Genomic DNA, 14,240 nt, shown 5'->3' on the forward strand with positions numbered 1-14,240 from the left:
TGCCGGTGGGGTCGCCACCAAGGGCAATAGCTCAATTGGCAGAGCAGCGGTCTCCAAAACCGCAGGTTGGGGGTTCAAGTCCCTCTTGCCCTGCTGGGCAGCCGTTTCGCGACGACCGGCCAGCACCACCCACGACAGCGAGAGTGAAGGACGGCCCCGTGGCGGACGAACCGGAGTTGGCGGATGCCGATGTCCCTGGCGACCCCACCGCCGACGAGCTCGACCTGGAGGCCATGGGGCTGGAGGACGTGGAGCTGACCGAGGAGGAGCAGGTCGCCCTGGCCGCGGCGAAGGCTCGTCCGGTCCGCCGGAGCGAGGGTGGTGCGGAGCCGTCCGCCAAGGGCCGCCCGACGCCTCGACAGCGGCGCGCCAAGCCGGGCGAGGAGCGCCGGCGCACCACGCCGGTCCAGTTCGTCCGCGAGTCCGTGGCCGAGCTCAAGAAGGTGGTCTGGCCCACCGGCAGCCAGCTCCAGCAGTACTTCGTCGTGGTTCTGGTCTTCGTGCTGATCATGATCGCCATCGTGTCCGTGCTGGACCTCGGCTTCGGCACGCTCATGTTGAAGCTGCTGGGCTGACGAACGAGGAAGCGAGTTTTGGACGTGACTGAGAACACCCCGCCCACCGACGACTTCGGCGCGGACGACATCGAGATCGACCTCGGCCTGCCCGAGGTCGGTACCGAGGACGACATCGAGCTGAACCTCGACTTCGGCGGACCGTCCGACACCGACACCGACACCGACGACATGCTGCGGAACCTCGGCGAGGTCGAGCCCGAGGACTCCACCGTCCCGGCGGTGCTCGACACCGACGAGGAGGCCGTCCTCGAGGAGCTCCGCACCCAGCTGCGCAGCCAGGTCGGCGACTGGTACGTCATCCACACGTACTCCGGTATGGAGAACCGGGTGAAGCAGAACCTGGACAACCGGGTGAAGACGCTCGGTATGGAGGACTACATCTACGAGGCCGTCGTGCCCACAGAAGAGGTCATCGAGACCCGCAACGGCGCACGCAAGTCGGTCACCCGGACCGTGCTGCCCGGCTACGTGCTGGTGCGTATGGAGCTCACGGACGCCTCCTGGGCCGCCGTCCGGCACACCCCGTCGGTCACCGGGTTCGTCGCCCACGCGAACGCCCCGGTCCCGCTGAGCCTGGACGAGGTCGAGAAGATGCTCGCCCCGGCCGCGCTGGCCCGCGCGGCCGCAGCCTCCACCGGTCCCAAGCGGACGAACAAGAAGATCGAGATCGCCGACTTCAAGGTCGGTGACTCCGTCATGGTGGTCCAGGGCCCCTTCGCCGGGGTGCACGCCACCATCACCGAGATCAATGCGAACAGCCAGCGGCTCAAGGCGCTGGTCGAGATCCTCGGCCGGGAGACCCCGGTCGACCTGACGCTCGGCCAGATCCAGAAGGTCTAGGCGCTCGCATCGCCGTCGGCCACCCGGTCGGTCGGCACAAGAGGAACAACCAGAAGGACCCAACCAAGAATGCCTCCCAAGAAGAAAGTGGCCGCCATCGTCAAGGTGGCCCTGAACGCGGGCGCGGCTACTCCGGCACCGCCGGTCGGCACCGCGCTCGGCCCGCACGGCGTGAACATCATGGAGTTCTGCAAGCGGTACAACGCCGAGACCGAGGCCATGCGTGGCACGATCATCCCGGTCGAGATCACCATCTTCGAGGACCGCACCTTCACCTTCATCACGAAGACCCCGCCGGCCGCGGAACTGATCAAGAAGGCTGCCGGGCTGAAGAGCGGCTCCGCCCGTCCCCACAAGGACAAGGTCGGCACGCTGACCGCGGACCAGGTGCGCGAGATCGCCACCACGAAGATGCCCGACCTCAACGCCAACGACATCGACGCCGCGATGAAGATCGTGGCCGGCACCGCCCGCTCCATGGGCGTCAACGTCGAGGCCTGACCGACACACGAAACAGTGGCAGGGCACGCTGAGCCCGTACCACGCCTGGCATCCGGTCCACACGAGGGCCGGCCATCCTGAAAGAGACCAGAATGAAGCGCAGCAAGGCCTACCGGGCCGCATCCGACACCTTCGACGCAGACCAGCTCTACAGCCCCGAGGCTGCGCTGGGGATCGTCAAGAAGAACGCCTCGGCCAAGTTCGACGAGACCGTTGAGGTCGCCCTCCGTCTCGGCGTCGATCCCCGCAAGGCGGACCAGATGGTCCGTGGCACCGTGAACCTCCCCAACGGCACCGGCAAGACGGCAAGGGTCCTCGTCTTCGCCACCGGTGAGAAGGCGGCGGACGCGGTGGCGGCGGGCGCAGACGAGGTCGGGGCCGACGAGCTGATCGACAAGATCGCCGGCGGCTACCTCGACTTCGACGCCGTGGTCGCCACCCCCGACCTGATGGGCAAGGTCGGCCGCCTGGGCCGCGTGCTCGGCCCGCGCGGCCTGATGCCGAACCCGAAGACCGGCACCGTCACCATGGACGTGGCCAAGGCGGTCACCGACATCAAGGGCGGCAAGATCGAGTTCCGCGTCGACCGCCACGCCAACCTCCACTTCATCGTGGGCAAGGCGTCCTTCACCGAGCAGCAGCTCGCGGAGAACTACTTCGCCGCCATCGAGGAGGTCCTGCGCCTCAAGCCGAGCGCCTCGAAGGGCCGCTACGTGAAGAAGGCCACCATCGCCTCGACGATGGGCCCGGGCGTCCCCGTCGACCCCACCAAGGTGAAGCCGTCCGCCGCGGAGTGAGCTGACTCCCTGTTCCACCCACGAGCTGTGCGTTGCCCGGTGCCCACCGGCCGACGCACAGCTCGTGGCTTGTGGGGCCGATTTGGCGGGGGAGCGGGCCGACCCGTAGGATGGCTCTCGCCGTAGACCGCTGGTTCTCGTCCTGGCTCGCCAGGCAGGTAAACCCCGCGCAGGTGAAACCTGAATGCTCGACTCTGAGTCTTCGCCCTGGTTGCCTGCGCGCACCGGGGCTTTTCCGTTTCCCGTGGTCGACGGCGATCCGAAGAGAAGTGGGAAGGAGACCCATGGCGAAGCCGGACAAGGCAGCCGCCGTCGCGGAGCTGACCGAGCAGTTCAGCACCTCCGCGGCAGCCGTGCTGACCGAGTACCGCGGACTCACCGTCAAGGACCTGAAGGCTCTGCGCCGGTCCTTGGGTGTGGACGCCAGCTACGCCGTGACGAAGAACACGCTGACCATGATCGCGGCCCGTGAAGCGGGCATCGAGGGCCTGGACGACCAGCTCGCCGGCCCGACCGCGATCACCTTCATCCGCGGTGACGTTGCCACCGTGGCCAAGGGTCTGCGCGACTTCGCCAAGGCGAACCCGCATCTGGTGATCAAGGGTGGCGTCATGGACGGTCGTGTCCTGGACGCCGAGTCGGTCAAGAAGCTGGCCGATCTCGAGTCTCGCGAGGTCCTCCTCGCCAAGCTCGCCGGTGCGATGAACGGGAACCTGGCCAAGGCCGTCGGTCTGTTCGCCGCGCCGCTGTCCCAGGCCGCTCGCGCCCTGGACGCCCTCAGGACCCAGAAGCAGGCCGGGGAGACCCCGGCACCCGATGCAGCACCCGCTGCTGAGGCCACCACCGACGCGGCTGACGCTGCATCCGAGTAAGAAGAGAAAGGACGCCCAACATGGCGAAGCTCACTACTGACGAGCTCCTTGACGCCTTCAAGGAGATGACCCTGATCGAGCTCTCCGAGTTCGTGAAGCTGTTCGAGGACACCTTCGGTGTCACCGCGGCCGCCCCGGTCGCCGTGGCCGCTGCCCCGGCCGCCGCCGGTGGCGACGCCGCTGCCGAGGAGGAAGAGGTCAGCAACGAGGTCGACGTGATCCTCGAGTCCGCCGGCGACAAGAAGATCCAGGTCATCAAGGAGGTGCGCGCGCTCACCAACCTCGGCCTGAAGGAGGCCAAGGACCTGGTCGAGGCCGCTCCCAAGGTCGTGCTCGAGAAGGTCACGCGCGACGCGGCCGCCAAGGCCAAGGAGGCCCTCGAGGCCGCCGGCGCCGCGGTCTCCGTCAAGTGACCGTCTGACCGGTAACGCAGAAAGTGGTGGTGGGCCCTCGGGCCCGCCACCACTTTCGCAATTGGTGCTCACAGGAATACCGGACGGAACAACAGAACGGCGGTTGTCTGCTTTTCGCAGGCAACCGCCGTTCTGACTCTACTGGGGGTGGATTCAAACGTTTTCTGGGGAAGGGCCAGGGGGTTGGCCCGGGGGAGGGGCTTCGCCTCAGCTCTTGAGCGGCCAGTTGCCCTGTCCGTTGATGCTGACGATGCCTCCGGCGTCCTGGCTGTTGGTAGCGATCACGCTGATCGGCAGCACGGCGAGGGTGCCTGCGACCGCGGCGGCGGCGATAATCCTACGAACGATGGTCATGTCCCCAAAGCCTTCCTAGTTTGACTGGCTCAATGGCAAGAAGGTACCCGGCACTTGACTGGCTTGTCAACATTTGACAGAGTTTTCTGAGGACCATTTGTCAGGAGGTCGTGTGGACGCGTCGAGCGCGGTGCAGTTCGGCTCGCTGTTGCGGGATGCCCGTCGTCGGCAGGGGCTGTCCCAGGCCGAGCTGGGTGGTGACAAGTACTCCGGCAGCTACATCTCCCATCTGGAGAGCGGCCGGAGGGTCGCCACACCCGAGGTGATCGAGTTCCTCTCCCGCCGGCTGGGTGTGTCGCCGCTGGAGTGGGGCGTGTCCCCGCAGGGGGACCCGGGCGGGCTCGTCTCGTCCGACTCGATCGAGGACCTGCTGGTCGCGGAGCGGGCCTGGTCGGAGCACGACTGGGCTGCCGCGATCCAGCACTCGGCCCAGGCGGCAGCGATCGCGCTGGCGGCCGGCGACACCGGGCGCCACTGGGAGGCCCTGTACGTGCAGGCCCAGGCCCGGTTCTCCTCCGGTGACTTCGTCGGTGCCGCGCGGCTGGCCGAGGAGCTGGCGGAGCATGAGACGGCCCGGAAGTTCGGCGTGGCCCGGGCGCAGGCGTTGAGCCTCGCGTCGGTCGCGAATCGCGCGTCGGACCACCTCGGCTGGGCGGTCGCGCTGGGTGCCCGCGCGGTCGAAGCGGCGTCCGCCGCGCCGCCGATCATCCTCGCCGAAGCACTGATGGCCCTTGTCAGCGCAATGTTCGAGGCGGGGCACTCGGCAGAGGAGAGCGATCCTTACCTGCTGCGCCTCGCCGAACTCTCGCCCCGGCTGAACTCCGAGCACTCCCGGGGGATGATCGCCTGGACGATCGGAACGGCCGCCTTCATGGCGGGCAAGGTGGAGGTCGGGCGTGAGCACCACGCCCGCGCGAAAGGGCCGAAAGGGCAGCTGGACGCCCGGCGAGACCTCCGGTTGTGGCTCCGTTTCCACCGCTCCGCCGCCCGATGCCTGCTGGACGCGGGTATCGAGGACGGCGTGAGGGACCTGGTGCGGACGGCCTCGCTCGGCCTGGAGATTCTCGGCAACAGTCACGACGTGGTCGAGCTGAGGCAGGTGGAGGCCAAGCTGGCCCTTCTGGACGGTGATGCCGTCGAAGCGGCCCGCATCATCTCCGATGTCCTGGACGACCCCGTCCTGGGTGCCGCGGACATCTCGCGGGGAAGCTCGGAGGAGATCCTCGCCGAGGCGTTCCAGGCGATGGGCCGGACGGCCGCGGCGAGGGAGCGGTTCGAGCTCGCTGCCCGCGAGTACGAGTCGGAAGGACGCCTCCGGGCGGCCGTCGACGCGTGGCGGAAGGCGGCCAGGCAAGAAGTCCCGAAAGATTTTTTGACAACGACTTGACAGGTCCCAGTCAAGTCTGATGGAATCTACTTGTCGGCGCCCCCCCAATGCGTCGGATGAGTACACCACTTGGGCCGGTGTTCTGCAGCGTATGGATACCCCTCCCGTGCCTGCCGCAGACACCGGCCTTGTGGCGTCCCTGGACCCCTTTCCTTTTCGGAGGCGTGCGTCCGGGACTTCCGCCCCGATTCCTTGCACCGATGACGTGTCGGCACCGATGAGGTGCGGGCATTGTTTTGGGATCCCCGTCGCACCGGTCGGGTCGGGCCTCCTCCTTGGCGCCACGAGGCGCAATTCCCCGCACCCCCCACCCTTGCGGCCGCCGCCGGCGCCGGCCCGCGGGGGAGGACGCGGTGGCCCGTGTCGTCTGGCGGACGGGCCGGGTTCGCGGTAGCGTCCGTCGTGGCCGCGCGGGTACCGCCAGGGCGGCCAGGTCGGCCGGCAAGGACGCCGGTTTGCGAGGCCCCGCCGGGCAAGGTAAGCTATCGCTTTGCCCATTGCCATCGACGACCCGTGAACTTGACGCGGGCCGTTCTGCGTGCAAAGAAACCGGTTCAACGCCGGGACTTGCGGAAGGACTCCACCTTGGCCGTCTCGCGCACTGCGTCGAAGAACACCAATGTTGTCTCACCGAGCGGACGGATCTCCTTCGCGAAGATCCACGAACCGCTCGAGGTTCCCAATCTGCTGGATCTCCAGGTCGAGTCCTTCGATTGGCTGATCGGCAACGAGACGTGGCAGGCCAGGGTCGCCGCCGCTCGCGCCGAGGGCCGCACCGACGTCAACACGAAGTCGGGGCTGGAGGAGATCTTCGAGGAGATCTCGCCGATCGAGGACCTCTCCCAGACCATGTCGCTGTCGTTCCGCGACAACCGGTTCGAGGAGCCCAAGCACACCGTCGAGGAGTGCAAGGACCAGGACTTCACCTACGCCGCGCCGCTCTTCGTCACCGCCGAGTTCATGAACAACGACACCGGCGAGATCAAGAGCCAGACGGTGTTCATGGGTGACTTCCCGCTGATGACGGACAAGGGCACGTTCATCATCAACGGCACCGAGCGCGTGGTCGTCAGCCAGCTGGTCCGCTCGCCGGGCGTCTACTTCGAGCAGACCGCGGACAAGACCTCGGACAAGGACATCTTCACCTGCAAGATCATCCCGAGCCGTGGCGCGTGGCTGGAGTTCGAGATCGACAAGCGCGACATGGTGGGCGTCCGCGTCGACCGCAAGCGCAAGCAGAACGTCACCGTGCTGCTCAAGGCCCTGGGCTGGACCAACGAGCAGATCCTGGAGGAGTTCGGCGAGTTCGAGTCCATCCGGCTCACGCTGGAGAAGGACCACACCGCCAACACCGACGAGGCGTTGCTGGACATCTACCGGAAGCTGCGCCCGGGCGAGCCGCCGACCCGTGAGGCGGCCCAGCAGATGCTGGAGAACTACTACTTCAACCCGAAGCGCTACGACCTGGCGAAGGTCGGGCGGTACAAGATCAACAAGAAGCTGGGCACCGGACTGCCGTTCGACACCCAGGTCCTGACGATCGACGACATCGTCGCCGCGATCCGCTACATCGTGTCGCTGCACGAGGGCCGCACCGAGATGGGCGACATGCCCGTCGAGACCGACGACATCGACCACTTCGGCAACCGCCGGCTGCGCACCGTGGGCGAGCTGATCCAGAACCAGCTGCGCATCGGCCTCGGCCGCCTCGAGCGCACCGTCCGCGACCGGATGACCACCCAGGACATCGAGGCGATCACGCCGCAGACCCTGATCAACATCCGTCCGGTGTCGGCTGCGCTGAAGGAGTTCTTCGGCACCTCGCAGCTGTCGCAGTTCATGGACCAGACCAACCCGGTCGCCGGCCTGACGCACAAGCGACGCCTGTCCGCGCTCGGCCCCGGCGGTCTCTCCCGGGACCGCGCCGGCATGGAGGTGCGCGACGTCCACCACAGCCACTACGGCCGCATGTGCCCGATCGAGACCCCTGAAGGCCCGAACATCGGCCTGATCGGCTCGCTGGCGTCCTTCGCCCGGGTGAACGCGTTCGGCTTCATCGAGACGCCGTACCGCAAGGTCACCGACGGCCACGTCACCGACCAGATCGACTACCTGACCGCCGACGAGGAGGACCGGTTCGTCATCGCCCAGGCCAACGCCAGGGTCGGTGGGGACGGACGCTTCCTCGAGGACCGCGTGCTCGTGCGGAAGAAGCACGGCGACGCCGACGAGGTGCCGCCGGCCGAGGTGCAGTACATGGACGTGTCGCCGCGCCAGATGGTGTCGGTCGCCACGGCCCTGATCCCGTTCCTCGAGCACGACGACGCGTCCCGGGCCCTGATGGGCGCGAACATGCAGCGCCAGGCCGTGCCGCTGATCCGCAACGAGGCCCCGCTGGTCGGCACCGGCATGGAGTACCGCGGTGCGGTGGACGCCGGTGACGTGACGGTGGCCAACAAGGCCGGCGTGGTCACCTCGGTGAGCGCGGACATCATCGACATCACCAACGACGACGGCACCTACACCAGCTACCGGCTCGACAAGTTCCGCCGCTCGAACCAGGCCACCTGCATCAACCAGCGTCCGCTGGTCGCCGCGGGCGCCCGGGTCGAGGTCGGCACGCCGCTCGCCGACGGTGCCTGCACCGATGGTGGCGAGATGGCGCTGGGCCGCAACCTGCTGGTGGCGTTCATGCCGTGGGAGGGCCACAACTACGAGGACGCGATCATCCTGTCCCAGCGCCTGGTGCAGGACGACGTGCTCACCTCGATCCACATCGAGGAGCACGAGATCGATGCCCGCGACACCAAGCTGGGTGCCGAGGAGATCACGCGCGACATCCCGAACATCGGTGAGGACATGCTCGCCAACCTCGACGAGCGCGGCATCATCCGCATCGGCGCAGAGGTCGGCACCGGCGACATCCTCGTGGGCAAGGTCACGCCCAAGGGCGAGACTGAGCTCACCCCGGAGGAGCGCCTGCTGCGCGCCATCTTCGGCGAGAAGGCCCGTGAGGTCCGCGACACCTCGATGAAGGTGCCGCACGGCGAGACCGGCACCGTGATCGGCGTCCGCGTGTTCGACCGCGAGGAGGACGACGAGCTTCCCCCCGGCGTGAACCAGATGGTGCGCGTCTACGTGGCCCAGAAGCGGAAGATCTCCGACGGTGACAAGCTCGCCGGTCGTCACGGCAACAAGGGCGTCATCTCCAAGATCCTGCCGGTGGAGGACATGCCGTTCCTCGAGGACGGCACCCCCGTCGACATCGTGCTGAACCCGCTCGGCGTGCCGTCCCGGATGAACGTCGGCCAGGTGCTGGAGACCCACCTCGGGTGGGTGGCCAAGGCCGGCTGGGACATCAGCGGGATCAAGGAGGCCTGGGCCGAGCGACTGCGCGAGGTCGGCCTGGAGCGGGTCGAGGGCAACGCACGGCTGGCGACGCCGGTGTTCGACGGTGCCAACGAGGAGGAGATCGCCGGGCTGCTCGAGCACGGGCTGCCGCAGCGCGACGGCCTCAAGCTGGTGGACGCCGGCGGCAAGGCCCAGCTCTTCGACGGCCGCTCCGGCGAGCCGTACCCGGAGCGGGTGGGCGTCGGCTACATCTACATGCTGAAGCTGCACCACCTGGTGGACGACAAGATCCACGCCCGGTCGACCGGCCCGTACTCGATGATCACCCAGCAGCCGCTGGGCGGCAAGGCACAGTTCGGCGGCCAGCGCTTCGGCGAGATGGAGGTGTGGGCCCTGGAGGCCTACGGCGCCGCGTGGGCCCTGCAGGAGCTGCTCACCATCAAGTCCGACGACGTCCCCGGCCGCGTGAAGGTCTACGAGGCGATCGTCAAGGGCGAGAACATCCCCGAGCCCGGCATCCCGGAGTCGTTCAAGGTCCTGGTCAAGGAGATGAAGTCGCTGTGCCTGAACGTGGAGGTCCTCTCCAGTGACGGCACCGTGGTGGAACTCCGCGACTCCGAGGACGACTTCCGCGCCAGCGAGGAGTTCGGCATCGACCTGTCCCGTCGACCCGGTGCGGATTCCTTCCGCTCGGTCGACGAGGTCTGATCCTTCCAAAGGGCTCCGGCTCCCCCCACATCAACCCTCAAGGGATTCCTGGCAACAGGAGAAAGAGAAGCAACGTGCTGGACGTGAACTTCTACGACGAGCTGCGCATCGGGCTGGCCACGGCCGACCAGATCCGGGAGTGGTCGCACGGCGAGGTGAAGAAGCCCGAGACGATCAACTACCGCACGCTGAAGCCCGAGCGGGACGGCCTGTTCTGCGAGAAGATCTTCGGCCCCACCCGGGACTGGGAGTGCTACTGCGGCAAGTACAAGCGGGTGCGCTTCAAGGGCATCATCTGCGAGCGCTGTGGCGTCGAGGTGACGCGCTCCAACGTGCGTCGCGAGCGGATGGGGCACATCGAGCTCGCCGCCCCGGTGACCCACATCTGGTACTTCAAGGGCGTGCCGAGCCGGCTGGGCTACCTGCTGGACGTGGCGCCGAAGGACCTGGAGAAGGTCATCTACTTCGCCGCGTACATGATCACCATGGTCGACGAGGAGGCCCGTCACCGCGACCTGCCCTCGCTCGAGGCCAAGGTCGAGGTGGAGCGCAAGCAGCTGGAGAACCGCCGCGACGCGGACGTGGAGAACCGGCTGCAGAAGCTGGAGGAGGACCTCGCCCAGCTCGAGGCCGAGGGCGCCAAGGCCGACATCAAGAAGCGCGTCCGTGAGGGCGGCGAGCGCGAGGTCAAGCAGCTGCGCGACCGCGCGCAGCGCGACCTCGACCGCCTCGAGGCCGTCTGGACGCGGTTCAAGGGCCTGAAGGTCCAGGACCTCGAGGGTGACGAGATCCTCTACCGGGAGATGAAGAACCGGTTCGGGAAGTACTTCGAGGGCTACATGGGCGCCGAGGCGATCAAGAAGCGCCTGGCCACCTTCGACCTCCAGGCCGAGTCGGAGAACCTGCGCGAGATCATCCAGACCGGAAAGGGCCAGCGCAAGACCCGCGCCCTGAAGCGGCTCAAGGTGGTGGCGGCGTTCCTGAACACCACCAACTCCCCGCTCGGCATGGTGCTGGACGCCGTCCCGGTCATCCCGCCGGACCTGCGCCCGATGGTGCAGCTGGACGGCGGCCGCTTCGCGACGTCCGACCTGAACGACCTGTACCGCCGCGTGATCAACCGGAACAACCGGCTCAAGCGTCTGCTCGACCTGGGCGCGCCCGAGATCATCGTGAACAACGAGAAGCGGATGCTCCAGGAGGCCGTCGACAGCCTGTTCGACAACGGCCGCCGCGGCCGTCCGGTCACCGGGCCGGGCAACCGTCCGCTCAAGTCGATCTCGGACATGCTGAAGGGCAAGCAGGGCCGGTTCCGCCAGAACCTGCTGGGCAAGCGCGTCGACTACTCCGGCCGTTCGGTCATCGTGGTCGGCCCGCAGCTGAAGCTGCACCAGTGCGGCCTGCCCAAGAACATGGCCCTTGAGCTGTTCAAGCCCTTCGTGATGAAGCGGCTGGACGACCTCAACCTCGCGCAGAACATCAAGAGCGCCAAGCGGATGGTCGAGCGCCAGCGCCCCGTGGTGTGGGACGTCCTCGAAGAGGTCATCGCCGAGCACCCGGTGCTGCTGAACCGTGCACCGACCCTGCACCGCCTCGGCATCCAGGCGTTCGAGCCGCAGCTGATCGAGGGCAAGGCCATCCAGCTCCACCCGCTGGTCTGCACCGCCTTCAACGCCGACTTCGACGGCGACCAGATGGCCGTGCACCTGCCGCTGAGCGCGGAGGCGCAGGCCGAGGCCCGCATCCTGATGCTGTCGACGAACAACATCCTCAAGCCGGCCGACGGCCGGCCGGTGACCCTGCCCACTCAGGACATGATCATCGGTCACTACTTCCTGACGCTGGCGCGGGAGAACCTGCCCGGCGAGGGCCGCGCGTTCTCGTCGGTGGCCGAGGCCTACATGGCCTTCGACCGCCACGAGCTGGGCATCGGCGCGCCGTGCCGCATCCGCCTGACGGGCATCGTCCCGCCGGACGGCGAGGAACTGCGTCCCGACGGCAGCGTGATCCTGCAGACCACGCTCGGTCGCGCCCTGTTCAACGAGGCCCTGCCGACGGACTACCCGTACGTGAACGAGGAGGTCGGCAAGAAGAAGCTGGGCCAGATCGTCAACGACCTGGCCGAGCGCTACCCGAAGGTCGAAGTTGCGGTCACCCTCGACCGGCTGAAGGCCCTCGGCTTCAAGTGGGCCACCCGTTCCGGTGTCACGGTGTCGATCGCCGACGTCCAGACCCCGCCGAACAAGCCGGAGATCATCGCGTCCTACGAGGCGCGGGCGAACAAGATCACCAAGCAGTACGAGCGCGGCAAGGTCACCGAGGAGGAGCGTCACCAGGAGCTCATCCAGCTGTGGACCGACGCCACGGCCGAGCTCACCGGTGCGATGGAGGCCAACTTCACCAAGGACAACCCCATCTTCATGATGGTGCACTCCGGTGCCCGAGGGAACATGACCCAGATGCGCCAGATCGCCGCCATGCGGGGCCTGGTGGCCAACCCGAAGGGCGAGATCATCGCCCGCCCGATCAAGTCCAACTTCCGTGAGGGCCTCTCGGTCCTGGAGTACTTCATCTCCACCCACGGCGGACGGAAGGGTCAGGCGGACACCGCGCTGCGGACCGCCGACTCGGGTTACCTCACCCGTCGCCTGGTCGACGTCAGCCAGGACGTCATCATCCGCGAGGAGGACTGTGGCACCGAGCGTGGCCTCACCAAGGCCATCGCTGCGGAGGGTCGCACCGGCAAGCTGGGCGCGGCACGGAACAACGAGACCGCGGTCTACGCCCGCACCCTCGCCTCCGACGTGGTGACGCCGGAGGGCAAGGTGCTGCTGAAGGCCGGGGTCGACCTGGGCGACGTGAACATCAAGAAGCTGCTGAAGAACGGCGTCACCGAGGTGAAGGTCCGTTCGGTCCTCACCTGTGAGGCCGCCACCGGCACCTGCGCGATGTGCTACGGCCGTTCGCTGGCCACCGGCAAGCTGGTCGACGTCGGCGAGGCCGTCGGAATCGTCGCGGCGCAGTCCATCGGCGAGCCCGGCACCCAGCTGACGATGCGTACCTTCCACACCGGTGGTGTGGCCGGCGACGACATCACCCAGGGTCTGCCGCGTGTGGTCGAGCTCTTCGAGGCCCGTCAGCCCAAGGGCAAGGCTCCGATCGCGGAGTCCGCCGGCCGGGTCCGGATCGAGGAGGGCGAGCGCACCCGCAAGCTGGTCATCGTCCGCGACGACGGCGAGGCCGACCTGGAGTACCCGCTGCCGCGGCGCGTCCGCCTGGAGTGGGAGGACGCCACCGGCGTGCGCCACTCGATCGGCGACGGCGACCACGTGCAGGCCGGGCAGCAGCTCTACGCCGGCACGCCCGACCCGCAGGACGTGCTCCGCGTCTCCGGCCTCCGCAAGGTGCAGGAGCACCTGGTGGAGGAGGTGCAGGCCGTGTACCGGACGCAGGGCGCCCCGATCCACGACAAGCACATCGAGATCATCATCCGGCAGATGCTCCGCCGGATCACGGTGATCGAGTCCGGCGACACGACGATGCTGCCCGGCGAGCTCGTGGACCGGAAGCACTTCGAGTCCGAGAACCGCCGCATGGTCACCGAGGGTCGCACGCCGGCCCAGGGCCGTCCGGTGCTCATGGGCATCACGAAGGCCTCCCTTGCGACGGAGTCGTGGCTGTCGGCCGCCTCCTTCCAGGAGACCACCAAGGTGCTCACCGACGCGGCGATCCACGCCAAGTCGGACTCGCTGGTCGGCCTCAAGGAGAACGTCATCCTGGGCAAGCTGATCCCGGCCGGCACCGGCCTGGACCGGTACCGGAACATCCGGGTGGAGCCCACCGCGGAGGCCCGCGCCGCCGCGTACGACCTCTCCTACGATCCGTACGACTACGACCTGTCGGTCGGCGGGACGGCGGTCGGGCTGGACGAGTACGACACCGGCGAACTCCGCTGAGCCGAGGCTCACGGTGAGGATCGTCGTCGCGTCCGACCACGCCGGGGTCGACCTCCGGCAGGAGATGGCTGACGAGGCCAGGGAGCTGGGGCACGAGGTCGTCGACCTCGGCCCCGCCCCTGGCGAGGCCGTCGACTACCCCGTGAACGGGGCCCGGGTGGGACGCCTCGTCGCGGCCGGGGAGTACGACCTCGGGATGCTGGTCTGCGGCACCGGGGTCGGGATCTCGATCGCGGCGAACAAGATCCGCGGCATCCGTGCCGTGGTGTGCTCGGAGCCGTACTCGGCCAAGCTGGCCCGCCAGCACAACAACGCCAACGTGCTCGCTGTCGGCGCCCGCGTGGTCGGCCCGGGCCTGGCCCGCCTGATCGTGCGGGAGTGGCTGACCGCCGAGTTCGAGGGTGGGCGCCACGCCCGCCGCGTCGGGCTCATCGAACCGTCGGATTCCGCCACGGCAGGCGAACAGCTCTCCTAGACTTCGCT

11 protein-coding genes and 1 tRNA gene are annotated in these 14,240 nt (G+C 67.9%); 11 read left to right on the forward strand and 1 reads right to left on the reverse strand.

Features of this window, described 5'->3' with window-relative positions; all coding sequences use genetic code 11:
* The first annotated feature begins 20 nt into the window (after positions 1 to 20).
* The 7 genes from ACFQQJ_RS05235 to rplL all read left to right on the forward strand — a co-directional run bounded on the left by ACFQQJ_RS05235 (position 21) and on the right by rplL (position 4,001).
* Positions 21 to 93, forward strand: a tRNA-Trp gene (locus tag ACFQQJ_RS05235).
* Positions 94 to 158: 65 nt separating this feature from the next.
* Positions 159 to 575 (forward strand): preprotein translocase subunit SecE, encoded by a 417-nt coding sequence (gene secE / locus ACFQQJ_RS05240; RefSeq protein ID WP_377104807.1) that lies wholly within the window; start codon positions 159 to 161, stop codon positions 573 to 575.
* A 24-nt stretch (positions 576 to 599) separates the two neighbouring features.
* A complete protein-coding gene (gene nusG, locus ACFQQJ_RS05245) occupies positions 600 to 1,418 on the forward strand; it encodes a transcription termination/antitermination protein NusG (protein ID WP_377104809.1) in 819 nt (272 codons plus the stop codon).
* A 69-nt stretch (positions 1,419 to 1,487) separates the two neighbouring features.
* Positions 1,488 to 1,919, forward strand: coding sequence for a 50S ribosomal protein L11 (gene rplK / locus ACFQQJ_RS05250; RefSeq protein WP_377104811.1), 432 nt, complete (start codon positions 1,488 to 1,490; stop codon positions 1,917 to 1,919).
* A gap of 92 nt (positions 1,920 to 2,011) precedes the next feature.
* Complete coding sequence (rplA, locus tag ACFQQJ_RS05255) at positions 2,012 to 2,716, forward strand: 50S ribosomal protein L1 (RefSeq protein WP_377104813.1); 705 nt, start codon at positions 2,012 to 2,014, stop codon at positions 2,714 to 2,716.
* A gap of 284 nt (positions 2,717 to 3,000) precedes the next feature.
* Entirely contained in the window at positions 3,001 to 3,588 is a 588-nt protein-coding gene (gene rplJ / locus ACFQQJ_RS05260; RefSeq protein ID WP_377104815.1) for a 50S ribosomal protein L10, read from the forward strand.
* Positions 3,589 to 3,608: 20 nt separating this feature from the next.
* Positions 3,609 to 4,001 carry a 50S ribosomal protein L7/L12 gene (rplL, locus tag ACFQQJ_RS05265; RefSeq protein WP_377104817.1) on the forward strand — a complete coding sequence of 131 codons (393 nt, stop codon included), beginning with the start codon at positions 3,609 to 3,611 and terminating at the stop codon, positions 3,999 to 4,001.
* 207 nt (positions 4,002 to 4,208) lie between these two features.
* Here the strand turns inward: rplL and ACFQQJ_RS05270 are convergent, their stop codons facing one another.
* Positions 4,209 to 4,355: a hypothetical protein gene (locus ACFQQJ_RS05270; RefSeq protein ID WP_377104819.1), complete on the reverse strand. Its 147-nt coding sequence runs from the start codon at positions 4,353 to 4,355 to the stop codon at positions 4,209 to 4,211.
* Between the two features lie 112 nt (positions 4,356 to 4,467).
* On the opposite strand from ACFQQJ_RS05270, the gene ACFQQJ_RS05275 reads away from it, so the two are divergent.
* The 4 genes from ACFQQJ_RS05275 (at position 4,468) to rpiB (ending at position 14,232) form a co-directional block, all read left to right on the forward strand.
* Positions 4,468 to 5,742 (forward strand): helix-turn-helix domain-containing protein, encoded by a 1,275-nt coding sequence (locus tag ACFQQJ_RS05275; RefSeq protein WP_377104821.1) that lies wholly within the window; start codon positions 4,468 to 4,470, stop codon positions 5,740 to 5,742.
* Between the two features lie 585 nt (positions 5,743 to 6,327).
* The gene (rpoB, locus tag ACFQQJ_RS05280) at positions 6,328 to 9,801 is read left to right on the forward strand and encodes a DNA-directed RNA polymerase subunit beta (RefSeq protein ID WP_377104823.1); all 3,474 of its coding nucleotides are present in this window, start codon (positions 6,328 to 6,330) and stop codon (positions 9,799 to 9,801) included.
* 74 nt (positions 9,802 to 9,875) lie between these two features.
* Positions 9,876 to 13,757: a DNA-directed RNA polymerase subunit beta' gene (locus ACFQQJ_RS05285; RefSeq protein WP_377104825.1), complete on the forward strand. Its 3,882-nt coding sequence runs from the start codon at positions 9,876 to 9,878 to the stop codon at positions 13,755 to 13,757.
* A gap of 13 nt (positions 13,758 to 13,770) precedes the next feature.
* Positions 13,771 to 14,232 carry a ribose 5-phosphate isomerase B gene (rpiB, locus tag ACFQQJ_RS05290; RefSeq protein WP_377104827.1) on the forward strand — a complete coding sequence of 154 codons (462 nt, stop codon included), beginning with the start codon at positions 13,771 to 13,773 and terminating at the stop codon, positions 14,230 to 14,232.
* Positions 14,233 to 14,240 lie beyond the last annotated feature (8 nt).

It is taken from the genome of Propionicimonas sp. T2.31MG-18 (assembly GCF_964266745.1).
Lineage (GTDB): Bacteria > Actinomycetota > Actinomycetes > Propionibacteriales > Propionibacteriaceae > Propionicimonas.

Bases quoted from the DNA above. Each gene is read 5' to 3' on its own strand.
- rplJ (WP_377104815.1), top strand. From the start codon at position 3,001: ATGGCGAAGCCGGACAAGGCAGCCGCCGTCGCGGAGCTGACCGAGCAG.
- ACFQQJ_RS05270 (WP_377104819.1), bottom strand. From the start codon at position 4,355: ATGACCATCGTTCGTAGGATTATCGCCGCCGCCGCGGTCGCAGGCACC.
- rplA (WP_377104813.1), top strand. From the start codon at position 2,012: ATGAAGCGCAGCAAGGCCTACCGGGCCGCATCCGACACCTTCGACGCA.
- rplK (WP_377104811.1), top strand. From the start codon at position 1,488: ATGCCTCCCAAGAAGAAAGTGGCCGCCATCGTCAAGGTGGCCCTGAAC.
- rplL (WP_377104817.1), top strand. From the start codon at position 3,609: ATGGCGAAGCTCACTACTGACGAGCTCCTTGACGCCTTCAAGGAGATG.